This window comes from Flavobacterium luteolum (genome assembly GCF_027111275.1).
Classification (GTDB): Bacteria; Bacteroidota; Bacteroidia; order Flavobacteriales; family Flavobacteriaceae; genus Flavobacterium; species Flavobacterium luteolum.
Map to the genome: position 1 here is coordinate 5,135,771 of NZ_CP114286.1, position 16,999 is coordinate 5,152,769.

The following is a 16,999-nucleotide window of genomic DNA, read 5'->3' on the forward strand; positions in this document are numbered from 1 at the left end:
TATTTATAAAACATTCTAAACTTACATCAACCACTCACTAACCAATTTCCTATACGTCTCTCCTATTGGCAAAGCATTTCCGCTTTTCATTACAATCTGGTTTCCATCTATTACCTTTATTTTATCCTTTGGAATAATATAAGAACGATGAATTCGAATAAACTGATTAGGAAGTTTCTCCAAAATATCTTTCATATTCTCCAGTGCCATTATCTTTTCATCATTAGTGTGAATGCGAATATAATCTCGTAATCCTTCAATATACAAAATATCGTTTAGAGCAATTTTATAATGCTTTCGATCCGCTTTTACAAATAGATAATCATCTCCTGCTTTTTCAGGAATTTGAAAAGTTTCCTGCCAACGAATGAACTTTTCTACACTTTGATAAAAACGATTAAACGTAATCGGTTTTAACAAATAATCGATCACATGAAACTGAAAAGCTTCCAGGGCATATTGCGGATAAGCTGATGTGATAATGAAATTATACTTCTGATTGAACATCTGCATCAATTCGATTCCAGTCAATTGCGGCATCTGGATATCAATAAAAATCAAATCGACCGATTCTGTATTTAAAACTTCAATCGCTTTAAAGACATCGCTATCTGCATACAAAACATTTAATCTTGAGATTTTAGAAGCGTAATCGGCAATTAATTTTACAGCAAAAGGTTCGTCGTCTAGAATAATGCAATTTATTTTTTTATTCATTTTAAATCTATTTCAAGTTCGGCTGTAAAATGTTTTTCTTCTTTTGTGATTTTTAATTGATGTTTTTCGGGATAATGAATCTGTAAACGCTTTTGCAAATTATCTAAACCAATTCCGCCTAAACTATCTTTTTTCTGTGTTCCGATTTTATTCTTCACTTTAAAAATCAATTTTTCAGATGAAACTTTTAGCTGAATTTCTATTGGTTCTAAGCCTGAAACTTCTCCGTGTTTTAAAGCATTTTCTACCAAAGGCGACAAAATGTATGGCGGAATTTCTTCACATTCATTTTTCAGTTCGACATTAAAATCAACTCGAACATTGTCTTGATGACGCAATTGTTCGAGTTCAATATACGCTTTTATATAATCAACTTCGTCTGAAAGTTTAATCTTTTCTTTCTGTGATTCGTAAGTTGTAAAACGCATAATCTGACTCAATTTATCAATTGCAATCAACGACTTATCTGACTGAAAATAAACCATTGAGTAAATGTTATTTAAAGTATTAAATACAAAGTGCGGATTAATCTGAGCTTTCAAAAATTTGATTTCGGTATTCTTATTTTCTTCCAAAATGAGCTTGTTGTATTCCAAAAGACGAATCGAATAAATCACGAACCAAAGAAACGAACTCAAAATAATTGCCATACTGCTATAATGCAAATTATCGAGCATATAACTCAGAAAATTAACGTTGGTATAATTTACTCTATCAAACAAAAGTTTGGTTATGATCTGCTCTAAAACAAATCTTAGAAAAGTAAAAATAAGATATGAAACGAAAACTCCCGCAAAAAGCCTTTTCCAATTGAAAGCTTTGAAAACCTTTTTCATTACGATCAAATAATGAAAATAAAACGTAATAATGAAAACGATAAAATAAGTGCAAAGAAATAGATCGGGTACAGAAAATCGTGCTCCAATCGGATTTTTCACGAAAGTGAAATATGAAATTAAAAGCCAATAAATAATATGAATTAGACATTCGAGCCTTTTGGTAATGGTTCCTTTATACATTCGGTATATTTTTAAAACAAAGATATACATTCAGTAAAAAGCATTTTAATGGGTTTGCAGATTAATCGAAGGGGTTTGTCGATAAAAGTGGTTTTTAGGTTTTAATTCTAACAGTTTTGCCCTGTAATTAAAACCCAAACCATGAACAGAATCATTTTATTATCCGTTTTATTTCTATTTCAAATCAATGCTTTCAGTCAACAATTTTCAGTAAAAGGAAAAATCATCAATCAGAATAAAACACCGCTGGAATTTGCAACGGCAACTTTATTAAAAGAAGACAAAACTTTATATCAACAAGCTTCAACTGATAGTTTAGGTAATTTCATTTTAAATACTGAAAAAGTGAACTATAGATTAATTATAGAACAATTTGGAACCGAATTTAGCAATAAAGAAATAATCGTAAATCAAGATCTTGATTTAGGAATAATCGAATTGAAAGAACTAGTGCAATTAGACGGCATAACTATAAAATCAAGAAAAAAACTGGTAGAACAAAAAGTAGATCGATTGGTTTTTAATGTCGAAAATTCTGTTGTTGCAACTGGCGGAACAGCTTTGGATGCGTTAAAATCTACCCCGACAGTGAGAGTTCAGAACGAAACCATTTCTATTGTTGGAAAAGGAGAAGTTTTGGTTATGATTGATGATCGTTTGAACAAAATGACGCAGGAAGATCTCGTTGCATTTCTTAGATCAATTCCTGCAGATAACATAAAAAGCATCGAAGTAATTACAACGCCTCCAGCAAAATATGAAGCGGAAGGAAACAGCGGTTTAATCAATATTAAACTGAAAACTGCTAAAGCGAATTCTTGGACTGCAAATCTTGGCTCTACTTATGTACAAAGAAGTTACGCCAGCGGAAACATAAACGGATTATTTATCTACAATTATAATAAATTGTCGCTTCAGGCTTCAATTAATAAAGGAACAGATCAATTTCGCACTACTTCAGATAATAGAATTTATTATCCAAATGAAGTTTGGAAACAAGATATTACAACCAAATCAAAAACCCATTTATTGAGCATTGGTTTTGGTGCCGATTATAAACTAACTGAAAATTGGACGTCTGGAGTAAAATATTTAGGAAGTTTTAATGACAGAACTTCAGCAAATAATCCGCTCACAACTCGTTACAATACTGCTGGAGAAATCAATTCTTATGTATTATCTGATGTAAATGCACAGAACAAACCGCAGATGAATTCAGTAAACTGGAATAATGTTTTCAATTTAAATAACGAAGGTAAAAACATTACGGTTGATTTGGATTATTTCAACTACCAAAAAAATGATTCTAGAGGTTTTTCAGGTAATGAATTGGACAAACAAAAGGAGAATATTCCAGGAACTTATTTTGCAGCAATTAATTCTAACCTGAACCGATTGAAAAATTATTCGGCAAAAATTGACTTTTCGTTTCCTTATTCTTGGGCGAATATAAGCTTTGGAGGAAAAGGATTTTATACCAACACCAAAAACAATCTGACCGTTTGTGATAACGAAACCAGAACTCCGATTCTAGACACCAATTATTCTAATATATTCACATACAAAGAATACAATGAAGCAATCTATTTTTCTGCAAACAAAAAATTAAACGAAAAATGGGAAACACAAATTGGCTTAAGAACAGAAGCTACACAAACAGAAGGCTATTCTGAAAATCTAAACCAAACTAATAAAAACAACTATATTAAATTGTTTCCAACGGCTTACGTTACCTACAATGCAAACGATAACAATTCGTATTCTTTAAATTACAGCCGAAGAATCCGCCGACCAGATTTTGATTATTTGAATCCGTTTGTGATTAGAACCAGTCCGTTTTACTATTCTCAAGGAAATCCGTTTTTAAAACCTTCTATTATAGATAATTTTGAGTTTTCTTATATTAGAAATCAAAAATGGGTAAATACAATCTATTTTTCTCAGGTTTCTAATTTCGGACAAGAATTAGCAATTATCGATCCTGAAACGAATATTACCAAAAGTACACCAATCAACTATGCTGACACTTACCAAATTGGTATTTCAACCTATTACAATTTCAATAAATATTCATGGTGGAACAGCTTTATGGGATTCAATTTAAACTATCAAAATGTAAAATCGAGAACGAATCTAATTGCTTCTGTAGATGGTTACAACGGTTATATTTACAGCAATAATGATTTTACGGTAAATCAATCTAAAACTCTTTTTCTGGGTTTAAATTATGGTTTGCAATTGCCAGGACGCTATCAAGTTTTTAATATTTCGACTTTGAATATTTTGGATGTTTCCGTGAAATTTCTAGCATTAAAAAAGAACCTTTCGATTACTTTAACTGGCGAAGATTTATTGAATACGCAAAAGCCTTTAATTTCTTATTATTCAAACGGAATTAAAAACACAATGAAAAATTATGGTGATTCTAGAGCTTTTAGAATTGCATTGAGTTACAAATTCGGAAACCAAAATGTAAAATCTAAGGATAGAAACTTTGGAAATGAAGAAGAAAGAAATCGTACGAATTAGTTTTTTACAATAAACTCAATTGAGACAAAATGGCTTTAAACATTACTATTTTCAAATGATCGAGGCTGTTTTATCTCTTTAAAAAACAATCAAATACATAAAAAAAGCATTATTTGTTTGTTTTTATGACCAATCGGTCATATATTTGCATCGTTAAATACAACCTATCATGACAAAAGGTGAAGAAACCAGACAATTTATTATAGAAAAAGCGGCTCCTATTTTTAATACAAAAGGAATTGCAGCTACTTCTATGAGCGATATTATGGAGGCCACGAAATTGTCTAAAGGAAGTATGTATGTACATTTTGAAAACAAAGATGTTTTGGCCTGCGCTGCTGTAGATCATAATATGAAAATATTAAGTTCTAAACTTGAAAATGCACTTAGAGAAGGTAAAAGTGCCAAAGAGCAGCTTTTTGCTTATATCGATTTTTTTAGTAACCCAATCAATCCACCAGTAATAGGCGGATGCCCTTTGCTAAACTTTGGAACTGAAGCAGACGACACAAATCCAATTGTAAAAGAAAAAGTAAACGCTGCCATCAAACGCGGACAAGTGCTTTTAACTTCGATTATAGAAAAAGGAATTGCCGATAAAGAATTTGATTCTGATTGGAATGCATCAGAATTTGCCATTACACTTTTTGCCATGCTTGAAGGAGGACACCTAATGTCTCGAGTGTCTGGCAATAACGATAACATGAAAACAATAGAGAAAACGCTTAAAAAAATTATATCTGAAAAATTAATATAATTTTTTTTGCTAAAAAAATGACCGATTGGTCATGAATAAATTTTTAATTAATTATAAAAAACAAATACCATGTCAAAAACAATTTTAATTACAGGAGCTTCAAAAGGATTTGGAAGAGCTTGGACAGAAGCTTTTTTAGCTAAAGGATACAACGTTGCTGCAACAGCAAGAAATCTAGAAACGTTAAACGATTTAAAAGAAAAATACGGAAGCGCAATTCTACCTTTAAAATTAGACGTAAACAATCGTTTAGAATCTCTAGAAGTAGTTCAGAAAGCAAAACAGCATTTTGGAACCATTGATGTTTTGATCAACAATGCAGGTTATGCGCTTACAGGCGCGATTGAAGAAGCAAGCGAACAAGAAGCAAGAGAACAATTTGAAACTAATTTCTTTGGAACATTATGGTTAACACAAGCTGTTATTCCAATAATGAGAGAGCAAAAAAGCGGTCATATTATTCAAGTTTCTTCTATTTTAGGATTGGCGACTTTACCAACAGGAATGGGACTTTACAGCGCTTCTAAATTTGCTGTTGAAGGTTTAAGCGAAACATTGGCATCTGAGGTAAAACAATTCGGAATCAACGTTACTTTATTGGAACCAAACGGTTACGAGTCTAACATCTGGCATACTGGAATTACCAGCGAAAGTTTACCATATTATGACGAAATCAAAAAAGCTTTGGCTGAAAGAGAAAACATTTTTGGTAAAGTTGAAGCGACTGCTCCAATAGTTGTAAAATTAGTAGAAAATGAAAATCCACCTTTACGTTTATTACTTGGAAAAGTGGCATTTCCGTTTGTAAAACAAAGCTATGATCAAAGATTGGAAAGCTGGGAAAAATGGAATGATGTTTCAGTTGAAGCGCATGGTTAATTAATTTTCAATTTTAAAATAAGAAAGACAATCTAGCATGATTGCCTTTCTTATTTTATTTACTAAATCGTTAAATCAAAAATTGCCAAACGTATTTCGATATTTAACCATCACTGTTTTGAATAAATCCTTATTTGACGGTGGCGAAAGCACAATCGCTTTTGAACCCGAATGAATGGATTCTTCGATATTATTTAGACTTTTTCCGCCTGTAGCCATTACTGGAAAATCGGGAAATTTAGCTGTAATCTCTTTCACAATTTTAGCTGTGTTTGCTCCTCCAGAGACATGAAAAACATTTACCCCTGCTTCTATCTTTCCTTTCAGAAAATCATAATCAGATGAAGTTACGGTTGCGATAATTGGAATAGAAACTTTCTCTCTTATTTTTTTGACATCTTTATTCTCAAACGGAATATTTACAATAATTCCCGATGCACCCGCTTGTTCAGCATAGAGAGCCATCTCTACAGATTTCTTACCTTTAGTTGTTCCGCCTCCAACACCGCAGACAACAGGTTTTCCAGCAAAATCAATCAACGTTTTAAAAATTTTTGGAGATGGCGGAAAAGGATAAACCGCCAGAATTGCATCGGCATCATTATTTTCGATAAGTGCCATATCTGTAGAAAAAAGAAATGATTTTATGTTTTCATTTTTCAGCAACAAACCTTGGCAGTTTTTACCAATAATCTCTGGTGTAGTGAGGGCTTTAGTAACGATTTTATTTCTTCTGAATAACCGATCCCAAAGTGAACTTTTCTTTTTATTTTCCCAGAATGAGCCTGAAATTGAACTAATCTGCATGGTCTTATTTTTTACATTTCGGCCAAATTTAATACAGCAAAATCTAAATTTTCTTAAAATAAAAAGTGAAAATTCAGATTTTGTAATGAGTTAGGAAAAATTTGTAGTGAAATTAAATCTAGTAATTAATTCAATAAAAATCTCAGAAAAACTAAAATCCTATATTGTAATTTACAGTATATTCGCTACAAACCAAAAAACTAACTAAATTTAAAAACCATTAAATTATGATTCGCAAAGCATTATTAGTTCTCATTTCTATTTTTTTACTCCAAAGCTGTAATGTAGGTACATCTGGAACCTGGAAAAACGAAAGCATTGAAAAAGATAAAAAAGAAGAAATAAAACTTTTGAATGATAAACTATTTAAAGCAATAATGAGCAATGATGTGAAAGGTGTAAGAGCATTGCTTGTCGATAAACTAATCGAAAAAGATGGAGATAAAATCGACAAATTGATTAACGACATAAGTACTACTTATAAATCTGAAAGTTATAGAGTTCTCGATGAATATAATGTTGAAAATTCGTCAACTAATATTAGCAACACTTTATTGTCTGGAGCGTCTAAAGACAATGATTATGTCATAAATTATTTGGCTTTAAATAAAGACATGTATACATCACTATTTATACCTAATGGGCATTCTAATGAAATATTATTTACCATAATTTATGGAAAATATGACGATGAATGGAAAATAAATATATTTAGAGTTGGCCAATATAGCTTGCTTAAACAAACAGCACCTGATTATTATAAATTAGCACAAGAAAGCTATAAAAAAGCGTCTCTAATAGATGCCGTAAATTATAGTAGTTTAGCAAAACAGTGCTTGAGACCAGCAGATGAAAATTTTAAATATAAAAAAGAAAATGAAATAAATGATTTTCATAATAAGCTAATGAATGAAGTAAACTCGAAGTTCTCTTTACCATTAACTTTTGAAAATATTGAATCTAAGCCAAAGCTATGCAGCATTTATCCACAAGTAACAGCTGAAGGATATTTTCCAATGATTTGCTACTATTCAAATATTAACCTTAAAGACACCACGGCTTTAAAAATAGAAAATAATAAAGTTAAAACTGAAGTAAACAAATTATTCACTGGTCTTTACAAAGATAAAAAAGCTGTTTTATACAGAATATATAATGAAATGCCTGACGGAAAAAAAATAATTGACCACTATGGCATTGTTGATAAGATAAAAAATTAATTGTTGTAAATAAAAAAAGCGAAAGGTTTAAACCTTTCGCTTTTTTTATGATTTCAGAGATATTAAGCCTTATTCTTCTTAGTTTTAGATTTTTTTCTCCCTTTCTTCCACCAAATTATAAATCCAGTTATAGGCAATGAAGCTCCAATCAAACTGACCAAACTCCAGATTATTTTTCCTGTAAGACCAAAGAAAACTCCTGTATGCAGATCGTGATTACTAGCTTCATAAATATCAGCAGCGTTATTGTCTTTGTATAATTTAGTTCTAAGCAACTGACCTGTTTTTCCATCAAAGAAAAGCGTATTTTGATTTCTTGCCCAATCATTTGGATACGTCATTCTTAATCGCAATTCTCCTGTTTTTCTGATAGAAAATGAAACTGAAGTTGCTCCAGGATATTTTTCATTTGCATTTTCGTAAATAGTATTATAACGAACAGGAATTGTAGTCGAATCAATTTTAGCATTAGAAACCACTTCGTCCCCTTTTCTAAGCTTGCTTCCGGTAACCAAACTAACTCCTTTTTTTACTGCATCATATTTAAAATACGTTCCAGAAAAAGCAATTAAAAGCAGAAAAATTGAAGCATAAAATCCGAGAACTTGGTGTAAATCAAAATTGATTCTTTTAAACGAACCGCTCCATTTTATTTTTAAGGATTGTTTAAGCTGGCGTCTCTGTTTTGGAAACCATAAAATTAATCCCGTTATCAGCATAATAATAAAAATTACCACTGCCCAACCTTGAATAAATTCGCCAACTTCTCCTAACAACAAAGTGCGATGTATTTCTAGTACCGTATTCAGCCAATCTGCTCCCTGCTGATTGATTAAAGTTCCATCGTACGGATTGAAATAATATGTCTTTTTCTTTTTCGTAGAAATTTGAACGGCAGCATTCGGTTCCACTTTATCGATTTTTAAAGCGGTAATTTTCTGTTTGGGTTCAAGACGTTCGTAATTTTCAATTATAGTTTTTAAACCTATAAAGGGCTTTTCCTGAACAGGAACATGCATGTATTCTTTGTTCGTAAAATCGCGAATTTCTTCTTCAAAAACATAAAGAAAACCCGTGATGCTCACTATAAAAACAATGAGGCCCGATGCTAAACCGAGCCACAAATGTATTTGTCTAATTGTATTTTTAAAACCTTTGGTCATAATTTGCAATAAAATCCAAATGTAGAAATATCATTTTAAATGACGAATTGTATTCTTAGAATTTAAACGTAATATTTCCTGTAACTCTTGTTGGGTTTTGAGCTGCTAAACGATATGACCAATATTTCTCATTCGTAAGATTGTCAACTTTTAAGCCTAATCTGAATTTTGGTCTGTCGTAAAACACAGAAGCATCCAAAACGGTATAAGAAGGAATACTGAATTTAAATGTTGAAGTATTGGTTTGGTAGTACTCACTTCCATAAATTCCACCAAATCCAAATCCAAGACCAGAAGCTGCTCCTTCGGTTAATCTATAACTTGCCCAAAGATTGGCTGTTGTAGGCGAACCAGCTGTTGTAGGTCGTAAACCATTAATACTCGGATTTGCTTTTGTATATTCACTATCATTATAAGTATAACCAGCAACGATGTTTAAACCTTTAATCGGATTTGCAATAAATTCTGCTTCAAAACCTTTACTCAATTGTGTTCCGTCTTGAATCTGGAAATTTACATGATCTGGATCATCGCGAGTTACATTAGTAACTTTAATATCATAATAACTAAAAGTTGCGCTAATTTTATTAAAGTCAAACTTAACTCCACCTTCTAGCTGATTCGCTTGATTTGGTTTGAAAGTATTTCCGTAGAAATCAGATCCACCCACATTATTGAATCCGTTCATATAATTTCCAAAAACAGATACTTTATCTTTAACCACTTGGTAAACGGCACCAAATCTAGGAGAAAATGCCGTCTGATTGTAATTTCCTGCAATAGAATCACGGCTTGGGTAATACACTCCTTTGTTAATATAACGATCGGCTCTAACACCTCCCATTACCAATAATCTATCGGTAACATTTAATACATCTGACACGTAGGCACTATAAGTTCTTTCGTTGTTTGACACCATGTTGGTATAAGTAGCATTTTGAAATAAAGGCTCAATTTTATTTAGAGTAAAATTGTTATAAGCATCACCAGGTTTTCTAAAATTAAGCGCTGGCATATTTACCGTTGCATCATTACGAGTTGCGCGAAGGCTGTAAAAATCTAATCCTGCTACTACTCTATTTCGCAATTTTCCGATTTTAAAATCTCCATTAAAGTTTTGCTGAATATCAGTTCCGTAATAAGGATAATCTTGATTGGTAACTTGCTGTCTCAACGTTTCATTACTTAACATAGTCAAAGCCACAACATAGCCTTCAGATGAAGATCTTGTGCGCGAAACGATAGTTTGTGAAGTCCATTCATCAGAAATTTTATATTTCAATTGTGCAAAAATATTGTATTGCTGACCTGTGTAATTTACTGTATTATTGGCAAAAGAAAGATTGTACGGAATTCCTAATTCTTCAATGCTGTGCGCTGTAGCATCTGCTTTTGTATAAGGCGTTAATCGCGTTGGCGAAGTCCCTTTTGAAGCACTAAACTCAGCATCAATTAATAATGTCAATCTTTCATTTACTTCATAAGAAAAACTTGGCGCAATAAAAAAGCTTTTGTTGAATCCAGCGTCCTGAAAACTTCTTTCGCTATGTAAAGCAGTATTGATTCTAAAAAGAGCTGTTTTGTCTTCGTTAAGTGGCGTATTGATATCAGCCGTTAAACGATTCAAATCCCAGTCACCAGCTGAAAAAGAAACTTCTCCTTTAAAGAAATTAAAAGGCTTTTTGGTTACTCTGTTAAACAATCCTCCAAAAGAAGAAATCGTACTTCCAAACAACGTTGCCGATGGTCCTTTTATGACTTCAATACGCTCTAAATTTGACGGATCGATTGAGTTATACGTAAAACTTCCAACTCCGTTTCTAACCAATTGCGGTGTCGCAAAACCTCTAGAAATGTTGGTTGTTCTTCCTTGGTTTCTCACTTCGGCAATACCAGCACCAGGAACGTTTTTAAAAGCACTGTTATAATCTGTTATAACTTGTTCTTTCATCAATTCCTTGCTTACAATAGTATAAACCTGCGGATTTTCCATGTTTTTCAGTTTCATTTTAGAAACCTCTTCACTTTCTTTTCTAGCAAATCGATTTCCTCCAGAACTTACAATTACTTCCTCTAATTTTTGAGAAGTATAAGTCAGTTCAAAATCAAGTGTTACTTCAGTATTATTCTGATCCACAATAACTGAAGCTGGAGAAGATTCATAACCGTTTAGTTTTATTTCAACTAAATAAGTTCCAAACGGAATATTTTTTAATTGATATGTACCATCAGAATCGGTAGTTGCAGTTTTATTTAATTCTGAAATTTTAACTGTTGCACCTTGTAAATAATTTCCGTCTTTAACGATTGCCTTACCAGAAATTGTACCCACAGTTGATTGAGAGAAGGCTTGTTCTGAACATAAAAAAATGATCAAAAAAGCAATAAACACTTGACATAAATATTTGTCATTTAGTGTTTTAAAAATTGTTTTCATATAAAATTCGTAATTTATCCTTATTTAGACTGGTTACAAATATATAAACGAGAACTGGATTCTTAAAGAAAGATTAAAACTTTCTTAAAAAATAATTAAGAGAGCGATATATGATACAAACTCTTTTAGAATTGAAAAAAAATCTATCTAAAAACCAACCACACCACGGAAATTAAATTATAATTTTTCTTGTGTTTCATCAACTAGTTTTCAGTTATTTATAAGTCAATCAATGCGTTTCAAATAAAAATCGGGTTGCACAAACCGTTATTCTTTTCTATTTTTATAAAATCTGGTGAAACTCTTTAACCTGATTTTAATAATAAATAAGAGAAAATTAAAATGAGCAACGACAAAAAACTAAAAGCTGTCGCTTTCGGAGAAGTACTTTGGGATATTTTTGGTAATGAGAAAAAAATTGGTGGAGCGCCTTTAAATGTAGCCCTTCGTATGAAAGCTTTAGGAGCCGATTCTAATATGATTAGCTGTGTAGGAAACGATGCAGACGGAGAAGCAATTATAACCGAAGTAAAAAAATTAGGATTGAATACCGATACTATTCTAAAATCGGATGATTTTCCAACTGGATTGGTAAATGTCACGTTGGACGAAAGTAAATCGGCTACTTATGAAATTCTTTACCCTTCTGCTTGGGATAAAATTACCTTAAACGAAGAAGCAAGAGAACTAGTTGTAAACTCCGATGTTTTAATCTACGGAAGCTTAGTTTGTCGAGATGAAGTTTCTAGAAATGCTCTAGAAGAATTGCTCAACACGCACACCTATAAAGTTTTTGATGTCAATCTAAGAAAACCTCATTACGATTACGAAATTCTACAGCATTTAATGCAGTCTGCTAATTTTATCAAATTTAATGATGAGGAAATAACTGAAATCAGTGCTGCTTTAGATTCGCCTTATACGACTATAGAGGAGAATATGAATTTTATTTGTTCGCTAACAAATGCCACAGCAATTTGTGTCACAAGAGGAAAAGATGGTGCGCTTTTATTATGGGATAAACATCTATACGAAAATGAAGGCTATACTGTAAAAGTCGAAGATACGGTTGGTGCTGGCGATTCTTTTTTAGGAGCTTTAGTCACTTCACTTTTAAACGGAAAACAACCACAAGAAGCTTTAAATTTTGCTTGCGCAACAGGAGCTTTGGTAGCTGGATCTACAGGCGGAAATCCTGATATTCGTATAACTGATATCGAAAATCTGATTAATAAAAATTAATATTCTTTTAGATAGAATAGTCAAACCCGTCAGGTTTTTAAAACCTATCAGGTTTACAACACATAAAATAAATTATTTGCGAAGCCTGATTTCTAAAATCAGGCTTTTTTATACTTAAATCATTCCTTTTTGCTTTCAAACATGGGAAATATGTAAATTTAAAATGGAATTATTTCTTCCTAATCAATATGGGCGCAGTAACTTGTGATTTCAAATAATTTAAGGAAGAATGATGAAAAAATTACGAATTTCTCTTATCAATATTCACGGACTTTTAAAAGGTTCTGGTTTAGAAATCGGACGAGATGCAGACAACGGAGGCCAGACCAAATATATTTACGAATTAGCCGAATTTTTATCGCAGCATGAAGATGTAGAACACGTTCATCTTTTTACAAGATTAATTGATGATCCTGCTCTTTCGCCAGAATATGCTGTGCCTGTTGAAATTATAAATGATAAACTAGACATAAGAAGAATTCCGTTTTTAGGAAAAAAATACAAAGCAAAAGAACAGCTTTGGGAAGGGCTTGATCTTTTTGTAAATGGTGCAATGCAGCACATTAAACAGCATAATATTTTCCCAGATTGGATTCACTCTCATTACGCCGATGCTGGTTACGCCGCCGCCGAATTATCAGCTGTTTTAAATATTCCTTTTGCTCACACCGGACATTCATTAGGATTTTATAAAAAGAAAAAATTAATCGAAGGCGGAGAAACAGAAGAAGAACTCGAAAAAAAATTCAAATTCAGCACCAGAATTGCGGCAGAAGAAAGAACTCTAGAACTCGCTGAATTTATTGTTACTTCGACCGAGCAGGAAATTGAAACCTACAAAGCCTACAAAAATTTCGAACTGGGAAAATACCACGCCATTTCTCCCGGAATTGATACCCGAAAATTTGTTCCTTATTACTATCAGGAAAATGATTCTGAGAAAAACATGGAAGAAATACAACGAAAATATTGGGTTCAGGAAAGCATTTCGAAATTTCTAACCAATCCGCACAAGCCAATTATTCTGGCACTTTCGAGGCCTGACCGACATAAAAACTTGAACACTTTAATTGAAGTTTACGGAAAAGACAAAGAACTTCAAAGCATTGCCAATCTGGTCATTTTTGCGGGTATTCGAAAAGACATTGCCAAAATGCCAGAATCTGAAAAGAACGTCTTAACCGATTTGCTTCTTTTGATGGACAAATACGATTTGTACGGAAAAATGGCCATTCCGAAAAAACATGATGTCGAAAATGAAGTTTCGATTATCTATCGTTATGCCGCAGAAAAAAGAGGCGTTTTTGTGAATTTAGCTTTGCATGAAAACTTTGGCTTAACTGTTATCGAATCGGCTAGTTCTGGACTTCCTGTTGTGGTAACTAAAAACGGTGGACCTTCAGAAATTATTCCGGTCTGTCAAAACGGAGAATTAGTCAATCCGCAAGAAGAAAGTCAGATTAAAAAAGCGCTTCGCAATATTTTAACCGATGAAAATAAATGGAAATATTATTCGAATAATGGAGCCATCAATATCCAGAAATACTACAGCTGGCTGAGTCACGTCAATCAATATGTTGATCTTGTAAAAGAAAACCTCTCCCTTTCTTCGGGTGCTGGAATTAAAAAACAGCATTATCCGAATATCAACATCGAGAGATTAAAAAGAAAAATCGATCATTTATTGGTTTCTGACATTGACGGAACTTTAATTGAACCAAAACTGGCAAATCCAGGTTTAAAAGAACTAAAAGCGCACCTTATCAATCGTACCGATAAAATGGCTTTTGCTATGGCCTCTGGACGAAATTTAGCTTTAGTAAAAAAAGTCATCGACGAAGAAGAGTTTCCCCTACCCGATTTCATTATCTGTTCTGTCGGAACCGAAATTTATTACACCAACGGAAACGATTATATTTTAGATAAAGGTTGGGCAAAATTTCTTTCTGGAAGATGGAAAAGAGAAGAAATTGTCAATAAACTAAAAGCAATTAAATGGATTAAACTTCAGGAAGAAGAAGCTCAGAATCCATATAAAATCTCTTATTACTATGACAAAGAAAACTACAATCATGATGAATTAATTGCGGTTTTAGGAACAGGCTGGTATAAAGTGAATATTATTCCGAGTCACGGACAATTTTTAGACTTTATTCCGAAAAGAGCCTCCAAAGGAAATGCCATTAAATTTTTATGCCGAAAATGGTCAATTCCGCTCAGTAATGTAATTGCCGCTGGAGATTCAGGAAATGACGTCGATATGTTTAGAGGTCCTGTTAAAGGAATTATTGTTGGAAACCGAAGCGCAGAACTGGCAGATTACGAGACAACAAAAAGCATATATGTCGCTAAAACTTCGGCTTCAGAAGGAATTTTGGAAGGTTTAAAACATTATAAAGTCATAAAATAACATTGTTGAGTTTATAATTTTAAACATATAGAAACATAGATTTATATTTTGAATTAAAAAAGAGTATTAAAAGAAACTAATTTCTAACACATAGAGCTATGTGTTTTTATTATTAGTGAAATGCCTTTCTAGACAAAGTAAAGTTATGATTCTATGTGTTTAAAAAAATTAAAAATATACTAACAGTTTAAAAATAAGTAATAAAATGTATTCAGGTTCAGGATTTAGCAACTGGGAAATTGGAGATGTTGATGTATTTATAGATGAAAAAGGAATTCATCATTTATTTCATCTAATTATTCCCAATCACGATTATATCGCTCACGCCATTTCTAAAGACGGTCTTTCGTGGAAACGAGTAAAAAATGCCTTATTTGTTGGCGATCCAGGAGAATGGGACGATGATATGTTATGGACAATGCATATCAGCAAAAAATCGGATGGCGAGGGTTATGAAATGTATTATACAGGACTTAAACGTCAGGATAAAGGAATCGAGCAAAAAGTAGGACGTGCAATTTCTACCGATTTGCTCACTTGGAAAAAGGAAAATCTATACGGACTTCCGTTTAAAAGTGAAGCGCCACATTATGAAGGCAAAAATAATAATCCGCGCCAATGGATTAGCTTTCGTGACCCGTTCAAATACCAATACAAAGGAGAAGATTATTTGTTAATCTGCGCTCGAAGCGCCTCTGGACCAACATACCGAAGAGGCTGCATTGGTGTGGCTAAAAGAGAAAAAGAGGGTTATGTGCTGCAAAAACCGCTTCATATTCCGTACGTTTATGATGATGTAGAATGTCCGTGCGTTTTCGAGATAAAGGGAACACATTACCTTTTGGGATCAATTAGGGAAGATATTAAAGTTCGTTATTGGTCTTCGCCTGAGTTTAGAGGAGAATATTCGGCATTTCATAACAATGTTCTGATGCCTCAAGGAAACTATGCCGCAAGAGTGGTTAAAGATGGAAAACATTTCTTGGTTTACAATTTCTATTTTGCCGACGGAAATGTCAACACACATCGTGTGATTCCGCCACCAAAAGAGCTCGATGTCGATAAAAACGGACGCCTTTTATTGAAGAGTTATTATTATTGGGAGAAACTCTATCAGAAAACAATTCTTCAAAAAGATCTTCCTCTACCCTTACCTATTTTAGGAAATCCAACAGCCGATTTTATTGTAGAAAATGAAAGCAAATGGCGATTTGGATGCCGAAGCGGTTATGAAATTTACGGCTTCGAAAAACCATCAAACGATTTTGTCTGGGAAGGAACATTATCTGTTGAAGGAATGGGAAAAACAGGTTTTGTGATAGAATGTGACAAAGAAGGAACAGGATATTATATTTCGATTGATTTTATGAATGGTTTCGTTCAATTTAGAGCTTGGGGGTTTAATGAAAAAGACGTTAAAAATAATTTTATTTTCGAAAATATTCAGACCAATCAGTTTGAAATTGTAGAAGAAAAACAAATTTCTTTTAAGATTATCCGTTACGGAAATTATTATGAACTTTCGATAAATGACATTGTAAAACTGACTTTATTGGATTTTAAATACAACGAAGGAAAAATTGGCATTTATGTCTGCTCGGCAGTAATTTCGATTAGTGATTCTAAAATTCACGTTATTCCAGAACCAGAGAATGAATATGCTGCATCAGATCCTGAAAAATATGATAATGAATTACAGCCAAATTCTTTAATTTAATGTCTTTACTTATAATACAATCTGTTTAATTTAAGTATATAGTCTCGATTTGCGCATTTTTGTCATTTCGACGAAGGAGACTCGAGCGATAGCGAATTGGCG

The 16,999-nt window shown here is 32.7% G+C and carries 12 protein-coding genes; 7 read left to right on the forward strand and 5 right to left on the reverse strand.

Going from position 1 to position 16,999, the window contains the following annotated elements:
* Positions 1-21 precede the first annotated feature (21 nt).
* Positions 22-717 (reverse strand): LytR/AlgR family response regulator transcription factor, encoded by a 696-nt coding sequence (locus OZP10_RS21950; RefSeq protein WP_281632787.1) that lies wholly within the window; start codon positions 715-717, stop codon positions 22-24.
* Positions 714-1,736, reverse strand: a complete 1,023-nt coding sequence (locus OZP10_RS21955) for a sensor histidine kinase (protein WP_281632788.1) — start codon at positions 1,734-1,736, stop codon at positions 714-716. Before OZP10_RS21955 ends, OZP10_RS21950 begins: the two co-directional genes overlap by 4 nt.
* A gap of 141 nt (positions 1,737-1,877) precedes the next feature.
* Between OZP10_RS21955 and OZP10_RS21960 the strand changes: the two genes are divergently transcribed.
* The 3 genes from OZP10_RS21960 to OZP10_RS21970 all read left to right on the forward strand — a co-directional run bounded on the left by OZP10_RS21960 (position 1,878) and on the right by OZP10_RS21970 (position 5,901).
* Positions 1,878-4,265 (forward strand): outer membrane beta-barrel family protein, encoded by a 2,388-nt coding sequence (locus tag OZP10_RS21960; protein WP_281632789.1) that lies wholly within the window; start codon positions 1,878-1,880, stop codon positions 4,263-4,265.
* Between the two features lie 169 nt (positions 4,266-4,434).
* Entirely contained in the window at positions 4,435-5,022 is a 588-nt protein-coding gene (locus tag OZP10_RS21965) for a TetR/AcrR family transcriptional regulator (RefSeq protein ID WP_111423278.1), read from the forward strand.
* A 69-nt stretch (positions 5,023-5,091) separates the two neighbouring features.
* Positions 5,092-5,901: an SDR family NAD(P)-dependent oxidoreductase gene (locus tag OZP10_RS21970; RefSeq protein ID WP_281632790.1), complete on the forward strand. Its 810-nt coding sequence runs from the start codon at positions 5,092-5,094 to the stop codon at positions 5,899-5,901.
* Between the two features lie 75 nt (positions 5,902-5,976).
* Here OZP10_RS21970 and OZP10_RS21975 read toward each other — a convergent pair whose 3' ends face one another.
* Entirely contained in the window at positions 5,977-6,708 is a 732-nt protein-coding gene (locus OZP10_RS21975) for a beta/alpha barrel domain-containing protein (RefSeq protein ID WP_281632791.1), read from the reverse strand.
* Between the two features lie 227 nt (positions 6,709-6,935).
* On the opposite strand from OZP10_RS21975, the gene OZP10_RS21980 reads away from it, so the two are divergent.
* Entirely contained in the window at positions 6,936-7,928 is a 993-nt protein-coding gene (locus OZP10_RS21980) for a hypothetical protein (RefSeq protein WP_281632792.1), read from the forward strand.
* A gap of 62 nt (positions 7,929-7,990) precedes the next feature.
* On the opposite strand, the gene OZP10_RS21985 is transcribed toward OZP10_RS21980, so the two are convergent.
* The gene (locus OZP10_RS21985) at positions 7,991-9,091 is read right to left on the reverse strand and encodes a PepSY-associated TM helix domain-containing protein (protein WP_281632793.1); all 1,101 of its coding nucleotides are present in this window, start codon (positions 9,089-9,091) and stop codon (positions 7,991-7,993) included.
* A 55-nt stretch (positions 9,092-9,146) separates the two neighbouring features.
* Positions 9,147-11,528: a TonB-dependent receptor gene (locus OZP10_RS21990; protein ID WP_281632794.1), complete on the reverse strand. Its 2,382-nt coding sequence runs from the start codon at positions 11,526-11,528 to the stop codon at positions 9,147-9,149.
* A gap of 342 nt (positions 11,529-11,870) precedes the next feature.
* Between OZP10_RS21990 and OZP10_RS21995 the strand changes: the two genes are divergently transcribed.
* The 3 genes from OZP10_RS21995 to OZP10_RS22005 all read left to right on the forward strand — a co-directional run bounded on the left by OZP10_RS21995 (position 11,871) and on the right by OZP10_RS22005 (position 16,897).
* The gene (locus tag OZP10_RS21995; RefSeq protein WP_281632795.1) at positions 11,871-12,770 is read left to right on the forward strand and encodes a carbohydrate kinase family protein; all 900 of its coding nucleotides are present in this window, start codon (positions 11,871-11,873) and stop codon (positions 12,768-12,770) included.
* 229 nt (positions 12,771-12,999) lie between these two features.
* Positions 13,000-15,180 (forward strand): HAD-IIB family hydrolase, encoded by a 2,181-nt coding sequence (locus OZP10_RS22000; RefSeq protein ID WP_281632796.1) that lies wholly within the window; start codon positions 13,000-13,002, stop codon positions 15,178-15,180.
* Between the two features lie 205 nt (positions 15,181-15,385).
* Positions 15,386-16,897, forward strand: a complete 1,512-nt coding sequence (locus OZP10_RS22005) for a glycoside hydrolase family protein (protein ID WP_281632797.1) — start codon at positions 15,386-15,388, stop codon at positions 16,895-16,897.
* The last annotated feature ends 102 nt before the right edge of the window (positions 16,898-16,999 follow it).

Excerpts from the sequence above, each read along its gene's own strand:
- OZP10_RS21995 (WP_281632795.1), top strand. The coding sequence starts at position 11,871 with ATGAGCAACGACAAAAAACTAAAAGCTGTCGCTTTCGGAGAAGTACTT.
- OZP10_RS21985 (WP_281632793.1), bottom strand. The coding sequence starts at position 9,091 with ATGACCAAAGGTTTTAAAAATACAATTAGACAAATACATTTGTGGCTC.
- OZP10_RS21990 (WP_281632794.1), bottom strand. The coding sequence starts at position 11,528 with ATGAAAACAATTTTTAAAACACTAAATGACAAATATTTATGTCAAGTG.
- OZP10_RS22005 (WP_281632797.1), top strand. The coding sequence starts at position 15,386 with ATGTATTCAGGTTCAGGATTTAGCAACTGGGAAATTGGAGATGTTGAT.
- OZP10_RS21950 (WP_281632787.1), bottom strand. The coding sequence starts at position 717 with ATGAATAAAAAAATAAATTGCATTATTCTAGACGACGAACCTTTTGCT.
- OZP10_RS21960 (WP_281632789.1), top strand. The coding sequence starts at position 1,878 with ATGAACAGAATCATTTTATTATCCGTTTTATTTCTATTTCAAATCAAT.
- OZP10_RS21965 (WP_111423278.1), top strand. The coding sequence starts at position 4,435 with ATGACAAAAGGTGAAGAAACCAGACAATTTATTATAGAAAAAGCGGCT.
- OZP10_RS22000 (WP_281632796.1), top strand. The coding sequence starts at position 13,000 with ATGATGAAAAAATTACGAATTTCTCTTATCAATATTCACGGACTTTTA.
- OZP10_RS21980 (WP_281632792.1), top strand. The coding sequence starts at position 6,936 with ATGATTCGCAAAGCATTATTAGTTCTCATTTCTATTTTTTTACTCCAA.
- OZP10_RS21955 (WP_281632788.1), bottom strand. The coding sequence starts at position 1,736 with ATGTATAAAGGAACCATTACCAAAAGGCTCGAATGTCTAATTCATATT.
- OZP10_RS21975 (WP_281632791.1), bottom strand. The coding sequence starts at position 6,708 with ATGCAGATTAGTTCAATTTCAGGCTCATTCTGGGAAAATAAAAAGAAA.
- OZP10_RS21970 (WP_281632790.1), top strand. The coding sequence starts at position 5,092 with ATGTCAAAAACAATTTTAATTACAGGAGCTTCAAAAGGATTTGGAAGA.